A 17,409-nucleotide genomic window follows, 5' to 3' on the forward strand; every position below is an offset into this window, starting at 1 on the left:
GCTCCAGAAAGTGTTAGCCTGCTAGACTGAAGTGATTGGAGGCATATAAGACGTATGAATAACGTCTGGAGGTTCCCTTGAGCATTATACAAACTGCCGCTGAAAAAATGAGGTCACTTCCGCCAGAGAAGCAACAAGAGGTCTTAGATTTTATTGAGTTTCTGCAAAGTCAGCTAGTAAAAAAAAATACAAATATTGAACAAATTGAGCCTATTTCATTTTTGTCAGCAGCTCAACAATTTGCTGGTTGTGTGGATGGTGGCCCCGGTGATTTGGCGACGAACAAACAATATCTTGAAGGTTTGGGAAGTGAATGAAGAAGCGAGTCATCATCGATACAGGACCATTAGTAGCTTTTATTAATCGCAGAGAGCATCTTCATGCCTGGGTAATTAACACCTTAGCAACAATCGAGCAACCTTTACTCACTTGTGAGGCTGTGATTGTAGAGACTTGTTTTTTGTTGCGAAATATTTACGGTGGTCAAGAAACGGTGATGTCTTTACTAAATGAGGAAAAGATATTAATTTCGATGTGCTTGAGTGAAGAAGCGGCAGTGATTAAAGAACTGCTGCGGCAATATCAGTCAGTTCCAATTTCTTTGGCAGATGCATGTTTGGTGAGAATGGCACAACTGTATCCTGAAAGTGAGTTGCTAACATTTGATAGTGATTTTAGAATTTATCGCAAGAATCGTAATCAATTAATTTCTGTGATTATGCCAGAGGATTTTTAAGAACAGGGTTAAGAGCGATCGCTCTTACAACTCAATTAAATCAATGTTTTTTAGCTGCCGGATAAAAAAGAGCCTATTTCTAGCCTAAATGCAAGTTACAGGGTTATCAAATAACAATCTTTTTTGATGCTTCAGACAGTATAACTCTTATGGAATCTACTTTTTAGGCTTTGCTTGCATTTTGGTCTTAGAAAAACTGTTAAATAAAAGACTATTTTAAATGACGATTTTTTAGATTAAATGGGGCGATCGCTTTTGTGGGATAAAGAGGTAGGCGATGTCTGATGTGAGATGCGCTCATCAAAAGCACGAATAATCCACCTATAGTATGTCAAGCCTAAATTTACCTTTACCGTAGAGTTAAACGCTACAGATAACCTTGATACGGTCAGCTTCAATCAAGTGTTACCCAGATCGCAACTGCGATTGCTTTAACTAACTTTATTCGCTAATTATTCTAACGCTATTTCAATAGCCAACTGCAAATTATAAACTGTTAAATTGGCGCTCTAGAAAATCTATAAATAGTGTTGCTTGCTGATAAAGTTTATAAACTTCTTCTGCTGTCTTTTCAAGAGTACAATCTGCAAAGTTTTGATGTACTAACTTATTGCGCTCATACCCTAGCTGTAGAAATGCTATAATTGCAGAGTCTAAATCTGGATCTTCTTTTACCTCTTTCGCTCTTTCGTCTTTAAACGTCTTCCCAAATAAAGAAAAAAAGCTATTAGCATTTCTTCCTTTCCAATCGAAATATGTATGATATTGTCTTTCGATAGCTTTCTGTTTAACTATTGAAACAATGCATTCATCATTTTCAGTTTTATATTCAATAAATGTTTGAACTATCCTACATATTTCATGCTCAAAATAACTTGCTGCTGAAAGTAACAATGTTTTGGTGAAAACAGTATTAAATTGGCCCATAAAGGATAGCTCCTTTTTTTCTTCCAAAAATTTCAGGATATCTAGATTATCTTGATAAATTCGATCAACAATACTTTGTTTAATCATCAAAACTCACAATTTTTTATCTAGAATAATTGCTGCTTTTTGTAATCTTGTATTGACATTTTCCTTACTGGTGGTTTGAGATTGTATGGCTTTTACAAACTCTACATCACATTTTAGTTCTTCCACCTTTTTAGGATCTAGCTTTTCTTCAACAAGCTGACGATTTTCAAAAGGTTGTCCACATTTAGCAACAAATACAGCTTCAAAAATAGAAATATTAAACTTATTAGTTGTCTGTCGATAAAATGCTTTTTCTGGTAATTCCGAGCAAGCTTCTAAGAAAGAGTGGAATAGCTTTTCAAGGTAATCTATCTGGTCATGCCTCAATTGTTTACAGTTTTTAGAAAAGCTATTAAGAAACCTCACCATAGACGACTTATATTCTTTGCGTTCAACTAACATTGCAAATCCTCTCAAAAGAAATTCAATGTCTTTCATATTTAGATCCGGTTCATCAACACCTATTATTCGTCGCCAAGCAGGTAGAATATTGAGTCGATACAACATATTATAGAACTCCGAATAATATAAGCTCGTCCTAAATTCTTGAGCTTCTAAATTGACACCGCCAGAGTTTAAGCGATTAAAAATTTCATATATACAAGAATCATCTTCTGGAAAGTTCTGCTTGATTATGATATTTCTTATAGTTCGTAAATCGAATGCAGCCTTATACTCATCTAGCGTGGAGTAGTTGATTTTATTTAACTTATTGGGATGATTTGGTAAATTTGAAGGTAATTGCAAATTAAATTTAGTAAAATAGGCATCATCTCCTAAAATTTCATCTGGAATTTTGCCATTTTCTTCAAAAATACGTCTTAAAATCGTTCTTTTTTCGTCTTTTGGAAACCTTTGCTCAATGAAATAGTACAGAGACATTAAGCGTTGTTGTCCATCTATTACCAAAAATTTATTTCTTGATTCCTGATAAAGAAATATTTGTGGAATGGGCAAGCCGACTATGATTGATTCAATTAGTTTTGAAGCCCTTTTAATGTCCCAAACATAATTACGTTGAAAACCTGGAATATTTATAGCGCCAGACTTGATAAAGTCATACATCGTCTTAATATTAAAATCATTAGGCGATGTAGTAATTTCGTACTCATTGATTGAATATGGCTCATCAGGCTCAGATTCGCTATCATACCATTTGGCTGGTTTATTCTTTTCAAACTGCGATTCGGACACTTCGGTATCCTCGTTAGTTTGGGGATTGGATGAGTTAGTCATTCTAAATTACCCAAGTACAAAGCCCCAATTCCTTTAGTCCCAATATTAACAAATATACTAACCATCAACTTAGTAGTAACTAGATACTGAACAATAACACAGAACATTTAGGATTGCCCTCACCAGAAAAAAAATAAATTTGTTACTGATTATACGTAATATTTTCCCGTACAATTACCCTAACTTTAAGAAAATTGTAGTGGCATTAGGCAAGTGACAATGCACCACATCATTTCGTACATTTGCTTCAACCGCGTAGGTGTGAGCTGTCATAGACATCGCCTTTACTCTATAACCAGCTTGCGATCGCTATTCTATATTTAGTTTTTTCACAAATCAAATAGGACTACTGTATGATACTTGACACTTAGTTTTATTTATCCATGACAATTTTGACCGTAGAAACTCTATGCTCAGAAGCTGCTATATTTTCAGCGGCCGAGTCTTTACATCCAGAACCTTTGCTATATGGTGTGACTGATGGTAAAGCTGTTGGGACATACTTGGAACAAAAATTTAGACTTTATCTCAAATAGCTATATGAATTTGTAGAGGGTAATTCTGCAAGCGGTATTGACTTTCCAGGGTTACTTGTAGATGTTAAGGTAACAAGCATTCGACAACCACAATCATCATGTCCTTTCAAATCTGCACGTCAAAAGATATTTGGGCTTGGGTATTCGCTGCTGATTTTCGTCTACGATAAAACAGACAATAGCACTAACCGCACAGCAACCCTAAATATTTTGCATACTATTTATGTAAGCGCCGAAAGAACCGCAGATTTTCAGATGACTCGTGGAATTCGCAATATCATAGCAAACGAAGGTAATAAAGATGATTTAATTGCTTTCATGCTCGATCGCAATTTACCCGTTGATGAAATTGAGGCAAGCAACATTGCCGATGAAATTATGAGCAATCGACCTGTACAGGGTTTTCTGACTATTTCCAACGCTTTGCAATGGCGACTCCAGTATGGAAGAGTAATAGAACGTGCTGGTCAAGAAGATGGTATAATTCCTGTTTACAAAATCAATCCATGACTCATACTGCACATAAAACAAAGATAGAGTACGGAGATTTCCAGACACCATTAGAATTAGCTAATAAAGTATGTAAAAAGCTAGTTGAACTTGGCATAATACCAGATATTATAGTTGAGCCAACGTGTGGAGTTGGTAATTTTATTGAAGCAGCTTTAGATTCATTTGAATCAGCAAATAAAATTTTTGGAGTTGAAATCAATCTTGATTATTTAAATCAAGCTCGAACAAAAGCTAAATTTGTTAATCATAAAAAAATTGAAATTATATATGGGGATTTTTTTAAATTTGATTGGTTATCAATTATAGAAAAATCAAATGATGAAATATTAGTAATTGGTAATTTACCTTGGGTAACAAACTCGCAGCAAGGTAGCATTGATGGAAATAATTTACCAAATAAGAGTAATTTTCAAAACTATTCTGGTTTAGATGCAATTACAGGTAAGAGTAATTTTGATATATCTGAATGGATGTTAATTCAGGTTGTGCAATGGCTACAAAAGCGTGAAGGTTATCTAGCGATTTTATGTAAGAGTTCTGTTGCTAGGAAAATATTAACCTATATTAGTTCTCAAAAATTACATCTTGCTTACTGTGCAACTTACAAAATAGATACAAAAAAATATTTTGATGCTACTGTTGACGCGTGTTTACTTTTATGTAAATTTGACTCAAATTCACAAAATTATTTCTGTGATGTATTCAGCAGCCTTGAAACTTCTAATTATTATCGAATAGGTTATTGGAATAATGTACTTGTCAGAGATATTATCACATTTGAAAAGCTACAAAATCTATACGATAAAAAATCAAAAATAAAATGGCGCTCTGGCATTAAGCATGATTGCGCCAGTGTGATGGAGTTTCGCAAAATTAACAACACTCTGATTAATGGATTGGGAGAAGCTGTCGATATTGAAGAAACATATATTTTTCCTTTGCTTAAAGGTTCCTATGTTGCTCAAAATAAAACAAAGGTTACTGATAGATATGTTTTAGTAACTCAAAGATTTGTGGGTGAATCTATCGAACATATCAAAAATTCTGCTCCTAAAACTTGGAACTATCTAGAAGCATATTCACAATACCTAGACAAAAGAAAAAGTAAGATTTATCAAGATAATCCTCGATTTTCGATTTTTGGTGTAGGTTCGTATACTTTTGCACCTTGGAAAATTGCAATCTGTGGACTTTACAAGAAATTAGACTTTAGATTGATAGGTCAGATAGGAGAAAAATCTGCGGTTTTTGATGATACAGTTTACTTTATTAGCTTTGATGAGGAAAAATTAGCATATCAAACTTTTGAACTTTTGACTTCTTCAATAGCAAAAGACTTTTATTCGTCTTTAATTTTTTGGGACGAAAAGCGCCCAATTAAGTCTAGTATTTTAAATAAATTAAACTTGGCAGCTTTAGCAGAAGTATTAATTTGATTATCTGACAAAGTTAGATGAAATCATCGCGTAAGAGAGGGTGGCTTTGAGAAGTAAAGGCGATCGCAATTCAGAAATTGCCGCATTCTCACGGTGTACGATCGTCTTTAATCACTAAATCACTGCCCATTAATCCGAATCAAGTCTGTCAAAATATTATCCAAGCTGCCGTTAACTTGAATGCGATCGATCTTCTCTGCAATGCGTTCTAAAACTTCGAGTTCCTTGAGACGCAAAGCTACAGGGTTATCCTCCATTACTTTGGCAGTGTTTAACATACTGCGGGTAGCGGCGGTTTCTTCTCTGCGCCTGACTACGTTTGCTTGAGCAGCTTTTTCTGCTTCGACTACTTTGCTCAAGATAGTCTTAATCTCGCCAGGTAAAATAATATCTTTAACGCCTACAGAATCTACTTCGATTCCATAATCTGCGGTTTTCTGGCGAATGTATTCAGATATACTTCTGTCAATTGCACCTTTATCTTCTAATAAAGCGTCTAAGTTGCGTTCGCCGATCGCACCACGCAATGCAAATTGTAATTCTTTGTATAAGAAGCCAGCAATATCTGACAAGCCGCTTTTTGCTCTCAACGGATCGAGGATGCGAAAGCCAGCTGTCAAATTTAACCGCAGAGGTACTTTATCCTTAGACAGGATATCTTGGCCTGAGACTTCCATATTTTGCAGTCGCAAGTCGATGGTTTCGGTTTGAAAGGAGCGTCCAAATAACCACCAAGCGTGTATACCTGGCGATCGCTGTCCTTGAAACTCTTGATTAATGTATAGTAGTGCGGTGTGTTGTGCCGGTACTTGGCATATATGCAAACAGTTGCGGCTGAGCAATTTTACTTCTGCCGAACCCTCTACCAACTCAGCCACTAAGCGAGGCTCTAACTGAGCATGAGTGCTGATGTCGATAATTTCCACCTCAACACCTTGCCAAAACAGCTTGCGGCTTGTGGGTGGCAATATAGAAATCACCTTACCTCGATACCGCACAATCGCAACTTGCCAATTCAGTAATTGTACTGTTTGGCAGTAGGCGGCAACAAAGTCGGGATGTTTTTCAATTAGGACATCTTCTAGGGGAAAGTCTGGGTTAGGCACAATTCGGCTGAGAGTCCGTACAGATACATCCCGATCTACTGACCAAAAAGCATACTCTCCAGGTTCTAGAGGTCGGACAAAATCATTTTGCACGTATAGTAAACCAATCTCATACTCCGAAATTTGAAATTTTTTCACTCCATTCAAGCTGATTTTACGTAGTTGCTGCACAAAAGAACTAGGCAATTCTAAACTGTCTTCTAAGTTGAAGATATAAGATTCTACCTCAATAAAACCACGCCAAAAAGCTACCAATTGATTTGGTGCAACGCTTACCCAATTCTGACCGCAGCGTACTAAAGCGGCTTGGTTGTATGCGGTTCTGATAATCAATAAATGTTGTTGCAGTTCAGTCTGATGATTTCGCAACAACAGTTCTAGGTTTTCAATTTGAGCTTGTGGCTGGTTGAGGTCGTAGGTTTTTACTTGCCAATGACGACCAAAATAAGTGTGCGTACCAGGCTCTAAAATTTTCTTGAAGTCGCTACGGTGGTATAGGATACCGATTTCGTTAGGTTTAATATAAAATGTTTGCCACATAGTAATTTGCATAGATAATTTAGACGATGCCTTAGGTAATAGGATTTTGGATTTTAGATTGAGAATAACTTTGCTTGAAACTAAATACCACCTATAATTCTGGAGTTTACAAACCTATAGACAAAGGCTAAACGATTTGTTTTACTTTTGTAGTATTATACTACACTCACTCTGCCGGCGCAGGTGTTTATAGTTTGGGATGCGGGCAAAAGCTTCTCCAGAACTGGATTAAGATTGCTGTCACTTTCAATAGACGGCTCAATGGCAATCTAGAAAAAGAGAACCGCGCTCAAATATGCCGATCGCTTTGCCAATCTAGAATTCCGAAGTGAAACCAGATGTAGAAAAACGAAGGTACATACTCAAGTTAAAGAGAGATACAGTTGCGCTGGCTCCTTTACTGTTACGAACACCTGCATGACAGAGTACAAAAAACAAAAAGTTTTTTCATTGGGTTTTTTGAATGTCCCAATCATCTAGCTGTAACGTTGCCTTGTCCCTAACAAGGTGCCCGTACCCAGGGCAGGGGTTTTGTGGCTGAAAGTATAGGAATCGAACCTATAACCAATCGGCGATACACCGATCGCTCTACCAAATGAGCTAACTTTCATGGTGAAATAGTTGGAAGCACTAGCGGAATACGCTCTTACCAGAGGTTGGCGCACCAGTCGGGTATACAGAACCCGAACTACAGCTTTGTGGCTTTGTCACTATCTCGGTTCAAATTTAGCATAGGAAAAAAATATTACAAGAGAACGGCGAAATCGAGCAGATTATCAGCTATTCTTCGCATTCATATTTTTGTTTGATGCGTTCCACACGCGATCGCAGTTCTGCACCTTTGTCGGGGTTAATCATTGCTACATAATTTGCAAACCCAGTAATTGCAGCAATTATATTAGTTGAATTTCCCCAATGTTTGCCTGACAAGCCTTCTTGTTCGATTTGATATAGAGTTGCACGAAAAGCTTTTAATGTTTTTTTAGATATATTTAATTGTGTATTTACAACAACACCTGTTATCTGCTGTTGCACAGATTTAACTAAAATATTGGTTTTATGAGAATTAACAGTAAAACCTTCACTATTAATAATTAATTTAGCATTTTTAATTAAATTATATATTCTGCGTGATGCCTGACCAGAAGCAGAAAATGTTAAATCGTCAGCATACCGTGTATAGCAAAATCCCAGACTTTTAGCCATTGCCGCAATCCGATTATCGAGATGATAGCAAATTAGATTTGAAATGGCAGGACTGGCAGGTGAACCTTGAGGTAAGTGGCGGTTTACTGAAGTCGTATTATTAGCTTGTCCATCTATTGCGATTTCCGAAGTAGTACAAATCAAAGCGAAAATCTTTGCCGCAGTTTTTGAATAACCGAACCCGGAAAATAATTCTTTGACGCGTTTGTAGGAAATTGATTGAAAAAAGTTTTCTAAATCAATATTGACTATGACATCAGCACCAATATGAGGTTGAGCGTTGGTGACTATGGAACGATTTTTACAAAAACCATGTGCTGCATGATGAACTTCTAATTTTTCTAAAATATTTTCTAAAATCCATCTTTGAGCAGCCTTAAGATAGGGTTTAGGTGCAGAGATAAGCCTTTCTCCACCTGTCTTTTTTGAGATTTTGAAGTAGACGTAATGTTTAACTTGAGATCCAAGAAAGCTAGATGTTAAAAAACGTAGTTGTCCTGGGGTTATTCCCATTGCAAATGCTATTTCTGTGGCAGTATTATATTCAGCTAAACCATGCGATCGCAAAACTGCTGAGTCACTTTCCAAGCTTTCTAGATTACCCTCAATCTCTAATGGAGTAATGGTTAAATTTGTGCTGTACATAATACAAAAGATTTTTTTACTCTGCTAATGCAAGTGTTTACAGTTGAGGCGCGGGCAAAAGTTTCTCCAGAACTGGATTAAGATTGCTGTTACTTTCCCCAGCAATGTGGAGAAAAATAACTGCGCTCAAATACGCCGTTCTATTTGCCAATTCAAAATCTCCGTAGAGAAATCGATTGTGGAAAACGAAGGGACGTACTCAAGTTAAAGAGAAATACAGTTGCGCTAGCTCCTTGACTGTAGCCATCAAACACCACCTTGGGAGTGATGAGCGACAGCAAAACACTTGCACCGCAGAGTTGAGAAAATAGGGGTCTCGAACCTTTTGGGATTCGTACCATATTGGCTACCTTTACAGGGTAGTGTCTTTTAACCCGGACAGGGTTGGGTGAAAGTATAGGAATCGAACCTACAACAAATCGATTATGAGTCGATCGCTCTTCCAATTGAGCTAACTTCCTTTGGTGTTTGATACAGGAGTCGAACCTGTGACACATCGATTATGAGTCGATCGCTCTAACCAACTGAGCTAATCAAACGATGGTATAGTTTAAAGTACTCCACGATATACGCTCATACCAAAGGTTGGCGCACCAGTCAGGCAAATGGAACCTGAACCATAGCTTTGTAACTTTGTTACTATTCCGCTTCAAATTTAGCATAAAGGGATTGTTGAGTGTTGAGTTAGGAGTTTGGAGTTAAGAACTATTCTCCCTCGTCCCCTCATTTCCTCATCGTTATAACTAACCTGAGCAGCAATTTTATTGTATTCTTCTACTTTATTGGCAGATATTGAAATATGCTCGGCACTATCTCGATTTATAAATCGTTCTAAGCACTTATCTAATGCACATTGAACTTTAATGAATTTTATCTGATACTTATTGTTTAAAGACTGATATAACTTAGCAAAACCCTCTCCTGCACCCAGAGATTCTATCATTACTTTGTTATTGCTTTCAAACAAGCGATCGATTTTTTACTCAACAATATCCGATCCATTGCGATCGCTGGCTCTATTGTGCAAATGATTTACCCATATTGGCTCCACAGAAAGAAATTTGATTGCCGTATGAGCATTAACCAAGGTTCCAATATAAGTTTTACCTGCTCCTTTTGCCCCAATCAAGATAAATAAAGTTTTCATGGTAGGACTTATATTACAACCTTCAAGTAAGTTGTAAACAAAATTTACTGCCTATTGCCTATGATTTAGTCCGGAAAAGCTAAACCAGTCATAGGGTCGCGAATATATAGTCCTAGTGTGAGACTACGGATTGCTTCATCCCAAACGGGTATTAGTTGTTCTGCTTGATCTGCCCAAAAATCGAATGTAATCAAGCACTGAACATTCGACCCCAAACCAATGCAAATCCGCGAAAAAGCTTCGCGTGGTTCTTCTTGAGTATCAATAAACTTAATCTCTGTCCAGACAATTTTGGCGGTTTGGCGCTTGACGGTAATAATTTCTCCCTTTTCAATGGGGTTGCGGCTGTCGTCTTCTACAACTTTCCTCAAGGTAGATTTGAGTGGAAACTGACTCCAATCATTGGGAGGTAACTGATTAAAGGATACTTCTAGACAGCAATCATCGTTGGGGGGTTTTTTATCCATGAACTTGAAGGATTTTTCTTGTGGCTCAAAAACCCAATCCTGAGGGACATTGAAGCGAACAGCCCCGCGATTGGCGACAAATATTTTGTAGCCTGATGGAGATTCCCAGTGATGGTCAGGCTTTAGTTCTAGCGTTTCTTTAATCCACTGGAGATTGCTTTTTTTGCGCTTTGTCATAGTGTTTTGCGATCTTTGGTGAAAAGGGCACGACTAGACAGCCTGTCGTAGGGAAAACTTTTAGCAGCAATTGACGCCGTAGAGGCTTTGCGGTTACCCCAGGCATCTAAACTTTTAAAGACAGACATCGCCCTTTTTGTTAATGTTACCAAATTGCTATAGAAATCTGCTTTGATTTGGAAAATTTATTTGCGTGGTGTGCTTCGCGCAACACAAGCGCCATAGGGACGCAATAGGCGACTTGTACTGAGCGACTTGTACTGAGCGTAGTCGAAGTAAGTCGAAGTATAAGCAACAGCAAAGCAGGCTTTTTGAGTTTTAATTAGCTTCGCAAAAATCAAATATGAATTCCATAGGAATTGGAATAACTACTATATTAAAGAAAGAAATAAATAATCTTTTATTGATTTTCTATTAAGTAATCCAAGGAAATACTAAGCGTTGTGATTAAACTCTCAGCTTTCAGGATTAAAATCTTAGCAGCAGTATTCATGGTTATGGATCATGTGTGCTATTTGCTATTGCCACAGTTATTAATATTGCATGTAATTGGGCGATTGAGCTTTCCGCTTTTTGCATGGCTGCTGGCTCAAGGCGAAAAACACACCCAAAATATATACCGCTATGGAAGTAGACTATTAATTGCAGCAATTATATCTCAACCAATTTATACTGTTGTTTTCAAGAGTTTCACACTTAATATTCTTTTTACGCTTCTTCTTGGGCTTGGGATGTTGCGCTTAGTAAAGCGTTGCTCTCAATTTTGGCAGAAATTAACAATTTATGTATTGTTTGCAGTCGTCGCTGAAACTTTTAATTTTGAGTATGGAGGATATGGAATTGGAGTAATTATACTGATGTCTCTAATAGACAAACTGAAGCCGAAAGTATGGTTGCTCTACTGGTGCATCTTTCACTTAATTTTAGTAGTTATATCTAGGATTTCTTTAATTCAAAGTTTTGCAATTATTTCAGGATTGCTTGTTTTTCAATTCAATGGCAAACAAGGTTCGCGAGCTAGATGGTTTTATCTGTTTTATCCGGCTCATTTAATAATTTTAGGTATAATTAGTTATTTAATATCGTCCAGGTAGAATTGAGGATTTGATAAGCGATCGCCTAACTTCTCAAGCAACGCCGTAATCTGTGTATTGCCTTTTATACGGTGGCTTTTGCTGACACAGATAAAATTAGATATTTCTACACTCACAATCGTACTCTTTTTGCATAAAAATATTCTCGGCTGCATTTATTTCATTACTTTATGCTTCACCATCGCCTCCCTCATGAGAATCATAACTGTTCTTGAGAGCGCAAGAATATAGATAAGCTTTTAAGCACCTAATTTGCATATTTAGACAGATCTTGAGCAGAGGGGCAGAGGAACAGGGCAGAAGGATTGACGCTTTTTCTCCAGAATCAACAATATGCAAGTTAAATGCGTATTAGCTTAAAACCGAATTTAGTTAGGACTTACGCATTGACAAAAAATACCAAATATAAGTAATTAAAAAACCACATTTGTTGTAGGGGCACAGCAATGCTCATTGGTGTCAACTTAAGCCCAAAGCTTTGTTCCACAGCCGTTTACCCCACCCCTCAATCCCCTCCCCTTGCTAAGGGGAGGTTTTGCGTCAGCAAAGCCGGGGTGGGGTAACGCGGATCTTGATGGGAAGTGAGTAGAACTCGCTCATCACGTTTTCACCAGGGTTCACGTTAATTTGACACCAATGAGCAGTGCTGTGCCCTTACACCGAGGGTCTATTTACTATCAAAGAATGATTAATAAAAGCCTGAAACGACCTATGCATGTAAATTCACACCATGATTAATTTGTACAGTGCGTAAGTCCTATTAGTTAGCAAAATCAGCTTTTACTTACTCATTTTGGTGTTTTACACAAGCAAAACAAGCTTTTACTTCCTCAAAATGCCTTTTGACTTACTCATTTTGGTGTTTTCCGCAAGCAAAACAAGCTTTTACTTCCTCAAAATGCCTTTTGACTTACTCATTTTGGTGTTTTCCGCAAGCAAAACAAGCTTTTACTTCCTCAAAATGCCTTTTGACTTACTCATTTTGGTGTTTTCCGCAAGCAAAACAAGCTTTTACTTCCTCAAAATGCCTTTTGACTTTCTTATTTAAGTAGTTCGCGCATTCATGACAAACATCAGGCTGGTAGCAAAAGCTATTGCAGATTTGGTGAAATTCTCCCAGGTTAATTAATATGGAAGTTTTTTAAGGTAAAGAATATTAACCGTAGTGAATCACAAGGTGTATATTATGGCTCGTAAAAAAAGAACTTCTATAATCTTAGAAAAAGCAGCGCGTCGTGCTGCTGGCATAAACTCAATTGGTTCAAATTTAGATTTAGGCAATGGACTCACTTCACCTGCATTCTTAAGCTTAATTGAGAAGATGCGAACTAGAGAAAATGCCTACAACAGTGCGCTTTCCAACTTGGATAAATTGTACCGCGAAATGCTAGAAACAGAAAACGAGTTGGCAGACATGGCAGAACACATGCTGATGGCAGTTGGTACTCGATATGGCAAAAGTAGTGTAGAGTACGGGATGGCGGGAGGAGTTCCAAAAAACCAGCGTCGTAAGGGGCTGCGAGGCGAATCACCAACTTTCAAGGCTGACGAATCGTCATTTGTTGCTAGCGTACAGAGCAAGAATGGAAAAGAAACAGCAACAACAAGTTAGGATGTGGGGTATTAGTAGAGATGTTGCAATTGCAACGTCTCTACAAGGATTTTGATATTAGACCAAATCAACTGAACCTGTATATCCTTTGAGAATTCCCAAAGAACCACCACATGAATTAATTAGTGTGTCTTTTCCGATTTGGGTGAAGCTGGCGTCTAAGCCATTGACATTTAAGCGATCGCCACAACTAAAATTATAGATGGTAGCAAAACCACTGCTTCCCAAAATCACTGTATCTGTTCCTTCACCCAAATAGACCTTATCATTCCCCCCGCCTTTTATCTCTATAGATGAATCAAACAGGTTTGTATCCTGGCTTAAAGGTTCGGGTAAACAAACCGTCTCTCCGCGCAAATTGATTACATTATTGCCGCTTCCTAGTCGGATAGTATCATCACCCGAACCGGCAAAAATTAAATTATCGCCTGAACCAGACTGAATAATGCTGTTAGTATCGTTTGTAATAATTGTATCGTTGCCATCACCTGCATAAATTTTGGCAGAACTTAAACCAGGGATGCCAACAGCGAGAATAAAATCCTTACCTTTGCCTGTTCTAATTGTAGTTTCACCATAGGGAAGAACGGCAATTTGATTGTCACCATCTCCAGCTATGATGCTTTGGTTATAGGATGGCAAACCACTGTCAAAGATATAAGTCAATACTGAAACTTCACTGGTGATAACATCATTTCCTGAGCCTGTCCTAATATTGGCATTTCCGGCTCCTAAAAAAATTAAATTGTTGCCTTTTCCGGCATAAATAGTTCGGTTAGCAAATCCACTTAAATAGAAAATATCGTCCCCCGATCCTGCTGAAGCAACTAATTTGGGAATTGCGCCCAAGCCAATAATATTATCAGCATCGAACAGATAGTTTCCACCATAATCATCTAAAAAGTTGTTTCCACTGCCCAAACGAATTGTGCGATCGCCTCCTCCTGCACTAACGTAATCATCTCCATTGCCAGTATAAACGGTTGCCTCAAAATCATTATAATTGCAGGGCAATGGACTAGTTTGTAAAACCTCACCACTAAAAATACTACTCTCAAAATTAAGTGTGAAGTCTACTTTTCTTCCTAATAAAACAACATCATTGCCATCTAGTGTATTTATAATATTGTTGTTACCTTCTACAACAAACCAGTCGGAATCGTTAGTACCACTAACTCTTTGATTGCTTTCTTTAATGATTTCTTGAGTATAGGTAATCCCGCGAAAAATGGGGTTTGTCATACAAATTTCCTTGAAAGCTCAATCCAGTTTTATGAAGCGCAAAAGTAATGTAGATGAGCTATTATTCTCAAAAGCTGAAGAGAATCCGGTAAATTTTCGATAATTTTTCCTATAAAGGTGAGTATCTGGTCATCTTGGGAACTATATACAAGTAAATCCAAGTAATATTAACTTGCAGTTCCCAGCAATGAAGACTCGCCATTTTAACAGAAACAAGGCACTACCATTACAAATTGTTCTTGTTGTTCCCTTCGCGCTCCAAATTTTTGCAGCGGTCAGTTTAGTGGGTTATTTGTCTTTTAAAAATGGACAAAGAGCGGTTAATAACCTAGCAGAACAGTTGATAGATCGTACTAGTGACGTGGTGAATGAACACCTCAAGTCTTATCTTTCAATTCCGCAAACCTTGAATCAGATCAACGCAGATGCTATCCGCAGGGGAATATTAGATGTGAGCGATCGCCAAACCCTTGGCAAGTATTTCTGGGATCAAATCCAAGCCTATGACCTGACTTATATTGGTATTGGACTAACAACGGGTGAAGGAGTGGGTGCTGCTCGTTATGATGGCAAAACCATCACCATTGATGATTGGACTGCCAACCCTCCTAACAATGTCTCGACTTATGCCACTGACGAAGGGGGCAATCGAACTCACGTAAATACTCGCTGGGATTGGAAAAATTCTGAGCAATCTTGGTATACCCAACCAATAGCCGCCAATAAACCCATTTGGACAAAGATTCTGGTAGAAAACTTTCCCACTGGCCCCTACATTGCTGCCTCTGCCAGTCGTCCAATCTATGATTCGCAAAATCGCTTGTTAGGAATGATTGCCTGTGATATTCATCTGCTCAAACTGGGCGATTTTTTACGCAGTTTGGATATTAGTCAGTCTGGGCGGGTGTTTCTTTTAGAACGAGATGGCAGATTAATCGCTACTTCGGGCACAGAAAAGCCTTTTACCTCGATTAACCAAAAGGCTCAGAGATTGCGGGCGATGGACAGTACTGACCCAATAATACAGAACGTTGCTAAACACTTACAAAGCTTTAATGGGTTTAAGTCCATCACCAAAGACACAAATTTTAAGCTGGAGTTACAAGGAAAAAGGTATTTTGTAGATGTTGTACCTTGGCGTGACGACTATGGTTTGGATTGGTTGTTGGTGGTGAGTGTGCCAGAAAATGCGTTTATGGCACAAATCAACGCCAACACACAAACCACCATCGCCCTTTGTTTTGCCGCATTAATCGTTGCCTCGGTGATGGGCGTCTTTACCTCCCGTTGGATTGTACGCCCGATTCTGCGCCTCAATCGCGCAAGTAAGGCAATGGCATCTGGCAATTTAGATCAGACAGTAGAAACTAGCCCCATTCAAGAACTGAATACTCTGTCTAACTCTTTTAATTACATGGCAGAACAACTGCTTGAATCGTTTACAGCCTTAGAGAAAAGCAAGGAAGAACTAGAAGACAGGGTAGATGAACGTACTACTGAACTCAAAAATACATTAGAGGAATTACAACGCACTCAATCTCAAATTATTCAAACTGAAAAAATGTCTAGTCTGGGACAATTAGTTGCTGGAGTCGCACATGAAATTAATAATCCAGTTAATTTTATTCATGGCAACCTCAACCATTTACAAGAATATTCCCAGAATTTATTATCATTTGTGCAATTGTATCAGGAGTACAATGTTAACCCTGCTCCAGAAATTCAAATTGCTCTCGAAAAAATGGATTTGGAGTTTTTGCAGGAAGACTTACCAAAAATTTTGTCTTCTATGAAAGTGGGCACCGATCGCATTCGTGAAATTGTACTGTCTCTACGCAACTTCTCCCGCATGGACGAATCCGAATTTAAAAGCGTTGATATTCATGAAGGCATCGACAGTACTTTGATGATTCTGCAACATCGCCTCAAAGGTAAACCAGAACAACGTGAAATTCAGGTAATCAAAGACTACGGCAATTTACCTCCAGTAGAATGCTATGCCGGACAACTCAATCAGGTGTTTATGAATATTTTAGTGAATGCCATTGATGCCTTAGAAGAAAGTTATGCCAAGGGCAATGATCGCCAAAGCAAGGAAAATTCTAGTCAAATTACAATTCGCACATCCGTCGTTAATTCCACGTGGGTAAAAGTGGCGATCGCTGATAACGGAGTTGGTATTTCTCAAGAATTACAGCAACGAATATTCGATCCCTTTTTCACCACTAAACCCGTTGGCAAAGGAACCGGAATGGGTATGTCCATTAGCTACCAAATTATTACAGAAAAACATGGCGGCAAACTAGAGTGCTTCTCAACTTTAGGAAAAGAAACTGAGTTTATCATTCAGATTCCTGTGCGCCGAAAAGCTTAGCGAAAAGGCAATAGGCAACAGACTTATAAACCTTTTTATATCAGCGTTTTACAGCAGTTTGCAAATAAATGGCGTACACAACTGAAGAATTAAATATAGAAATTCTTCTTTTCCTTCCTACCTTCAAACCAGTAGACTTCTTGCATAAGTCGGGGAAAGGGGAAAAGGTTCTGTATTATACCCTTCCCCTTTAACCTTTACCCTTTTCCCCCAAGAGTGCAAAAACCAATGAAAGCAAGAGGTCTAGCGTGTAGCAAATTATATCGACCCAAAACTTTTGTACTTGCAAGCATCATGTTTTATATACAATCAAAATAAATTATCTCTG

Annotated in this window: 14 protein-coding genes, 3 tRNA genes and 1 pseudogene; 7 read left to right on the forward strand and 11 right to left on the reverse strand. The window is 38.0% G+C overall.

The features are described 5' to 3' along the window. The first annotated feature begins 77 nt into the window (after positions 1-77). Both NSTC745_RS12410 and NSTC745_RS12415 read left to right on the forward strand, forming a co-directional pair. Positions 78-317, forward strand: a complete 240-nt coding sequence (locus NSTC745_RS12410) for a DUF2281 domain-containing protein (RefSeq protein ID WP_445637402.1) — start codon at positions 78-80, stop codon at positions 315-317. After that, positions 314-736 carry a type II toxin-antitoxin system VapC family toxin gene (locus tag NSTC745_RS12415; RefSeq protein WP_445637403.1) on the forward strand — a complete coding sequence of 141 codons (423 nt, stop codon included), beginning with the start codon at positions 314-316 and terminating at the stop codon, positions 734-736. The genes NSTC745_RS12410 and NSTC745_RS12415 overlap by 4 nt, the downstream gene beginning before the upstream one ends. A 486-nt stretch (positions 737-1,222) precedes the next feature. Here the strand turns inward: NSTC745_RS12415 and NSTC745_RS12420 are convergent, their stop codons facing one another. Continuing rightward, on the reverse strand, positions 1,223-1,750 hold the full coding sequence (locus tag NSTC745_RS12420; RefSeq protein WP_445637404.1) for a HEPN domain-containing protein: 528 nt from the start codon (positions 1,748-1,750) through the stop codon (positions 1,223-1,225). A 6-nt stretch (positions 1,751-1,756) separates the two neighbouring features. Then, on the reverse strand, positions 1,757-2,986 hold the full coding sequence (locus NSTC745_RS12425; RefSeq protein ID WP_445637405.1) for a DUF262 domain-containing protein: 1,230 nt from the start codon (positions 2,984-2,986) through the stop codon (positions 1,757-1,759). 383 nt (positions 2,987-3,369) lie between these two features. Between NSTC745_RS12425 and NSTC745_RS12430 the strand changes: the two are divergent. Beyond that, positions 3,370-4,032 (forward strand): annotated as a pseudogene (locus NSTC745_RS12430) (restriction endonuclease). After that, complete coding sequence (locus NSTC745_RS12435; RefSeq protein ID WP_445637406.1) at positions 4,029-5,471, forward strand: SAM-dependent methyltransferase; 1,443 nt, start codon at positions 4,029-4,031, stop codon at positions 5,469-5,471. The pseudogene NSTC745_RS12430 and the gene NSTC745_RS12435 overlap by 4 nt, the downstream one beginning before the upstream one ends. Positions 5,472-5,590: 119 nt before the next feature. Here the strand turns inward: NSTC745_RS12435 and NSTC745_RS12440 are convergent, their stop codons facing one another. The 8 genes from NSTC745_RS12440 to NSTC745_RS12475 form a co-directional block, all read right to left on the reverse strand. Continuing rightward, positions 5,591-7,117 carry a slipin family protein gene (locus NSTC745_RS12440; protein ID WP_445637407.1) on the reverse strand — a complete coding sequence of 509 codons (1,527 nt, stop codon included), beginning with the start codon at positions 7,115-7,117 and terminating at the stop codon, positions 5,591-5,593. Positions 7,118-7,651: 534 nt separating this feature from the next. Next, positions 7,652-7,727: transfer RNA gene (locus tag NSTC745_RS12445), tRNA-Ile, on the reverse strand. 170 nt (positions 7,728-7,897) lie between these two features. Further along, positions 7,898-8,968, reverse strand: a complete 1,071-nt coding sequence (locus NSTC745_RS12450) for a reverse transcriptase family protein (RefSeq protein ID WP_445637408.1) — start codon at positions 8,966-8,968, stop codon at positions 7,898-7,900. A gap of 385 nt (positions 8,969-9,353) precedes the next feature. Beyond that, positions 9,354-9,429 (reverse strand) — tRNA-Met (locus tag NSTC745_RS12455). Between the two features lies 1 nt (position 9,430). Next, positions 9,431-9,507: transfer RNA gene (locus NSTC745_RS12460), tRNA-Met, on the reverse strand. Positions 9,508-9,947: 440 nt separating this feature from the next. Next, positions 9,948-10,115 (reverse strand): hypothetical protein, encoded by a 168-nt coding sequence (locus tag NSTC745_RS12465; protein ID WP_445637409.1) that lies wholly within the window; start codon positions 10,113-10,115, stop codon positions 9,948-9,950. 65 nt (positions 10,116-10,180) lie between these two features. Further along, a complete protein-coding gene (locus NSTC745_RS12470; RefSeq protein ID WP_445637410.1) occupies positions 10,181-10,759 on the reverse strand; it encodes a hypothetical protein in 579 nt (192 codons plus the stop codon). After that, on the reverse strand, positions 10,756-10,887 hold the full coding sequence (locus NSTC745_RS12475; protein WP_445637411.1) for a hypothetical protein: 132 nt from the start codon (positions 10,885-10,887) through the stop codon (positions 10,756-10,758). The genes NSTC745_RS12470 and NSTC745_RS12475 overlap by 4 nt, the downstream gene beginning before the upstream one ends. Before the next feature lie 315 nt (positions 10,888-11,202). Between NSTC745_RS12475 and NSTC745_RS12480 the strand changes: the two genes are divergently transcribed. Next, positions 11,203-11,853, forward strand: coding sequence for a TraX family protein (locus NSTC745_RS12480; RefSeq protein WP_445637412.1), 651 nt, complete (start codon positions 11,203-11,205; stop codon positions 11,851-11,853). A 1,186-nt stretch (positions 11,854-13,039) separates the two neighbouring features. Next, positions 13,040-13,465 carry a hypothetical protein gene (locus tag NSTC745_RS12485; RefSeq protein ID WP_445637413.1) on the forward strand — a complete coding sequence of 142 codons (426 nt, stop codon included), beginning with the start codon at positions 13,040-13,042 and terminating at the stop codon, positions 13,463-13,465. A gap of 57 nt (positions 13,466-13,522) precedes the next feature. On the opposite strand, the gene NSTC745_RS12490 is transcribed toward NSTC745_RS12485, so the two are convergent. Beyond that, the gene (locus NSTC745_RS12490; RefSeq protein WP_445637414.1) at positions 13,523-14,707 is read right to left on the reverse strand and encodes a hypothetical protein; all 1,185 of its coding nucleotides are present in this window, start codon (positions 14,705-14,707) and stop codon (positions 13,523-13,525) included. A 187-nt stretch (positions 14,708-14,894) separates the two neighbouring features. On the opposite strand from NSTC745_RS12490, the gene NSTC745_RS12495 reads away from it, so the two are divergent. Continuing rightward, positions 14,895-17,081 (forward strand): sensor histidine kinase, encoded by a 2,187-nt coding sequence (locus NSTC745_RS12495; RefSeq protein ID WP_445637415.1) that lies wholly within the window; start codon positions 14,895-14,897, stop codon positions 17,079-17,081. Positions 17,082-17,409 lie beyond the last annotated feature (328 nt).

The organism is Nostoc sp. DSM 114161 (assembly GCF_052692665.1).

Bases quoted from the DNA above. Each gene is read 5' to 3' on its own strand.
- NSTC745_RS12425 (WP_445637405.1), bottom strand. From the start codon at position 2,986: ATGACTAACTCATCCAATCCCCAAACTAACGAGGATACCGAAGTGTCC.
- NSTC745_RS12415 (WP_445637403.1), top strand. From the start codon at position 314: ATGAAGAAGCGAGTCATCATCGATACAGGACCATTAGTAGCTTTTATT.
- NSTC745_RS12485 (WP_445637413.1), top strand. From the start codon at position 13,040: ATGGCTCGTAAAAAAAGAACTTCTATAATCTTAGAAAAAGCAGCGCGT.
- NSTC745_RS12450 (WP_445637408.1), bottom strand. From the start codon at position 8,968: ATGTACAGCACAAATTTAACCATTACTCCATTAGAGATTGAGGGTAAT.
- NSTC745_RS12420 (WP_445637404.1), bottom strand. From the start codon at position 1,750: ATGATTAAACAAAGTATTGTTGATCGAATTTATCAAGATAATCTAGAT.
- NSTC745_RS12470 (WP_445637410.1), bottom strand. From the start codon at position 10,759: ATGACAAAGCGCAAAAAAAGCAATCTCCAGTGGATTAAAGAAACGCTA.
- NSTC745_RS12440 (WP_445637407.1), bottom strand. From the start codon at position 7,117: ATGTGGCAAACATTTTATATTAAACCTAACGAAATCGGTATCCTATAC.
- NSTC745_RS12495 (WP_445637415.1), top strand. From the start codon at position 14,895: ATGAAGACTCGCCATTTTAACAGAAACAAGGCACTACCATTACAAATT.
- NSTC745_RS12475 (WP_445637411.1), bottom strand. From the start codon at position 10,887: ATGTCTGTCTTTAAAAGTTTAGATGCCTGGGGTAACCGCAAAGCCTCT.
- NSTC745_RS12435 (WP_445637406.1), top strand. From the start codon at position 4,029: ATGACTCATACTGCACATAAAACAAAGATAGAGTACGGAGATTTCCAG.
- NSTC745_RS12490 (WP_445637414.1), bottom strand. From the start codon at position 14,707: ATGACAAACCCCATTTTTCGCGGGATTACCTATACTCAAGAAATCATT.
- NSTC745_RS12465 (WP_445637409.1), bottom strand. From the start codon at position 10,115: ATGAAAACTTTATTTATCTTGATTGGGGCAAAAGGAGCAGGTAAAACT.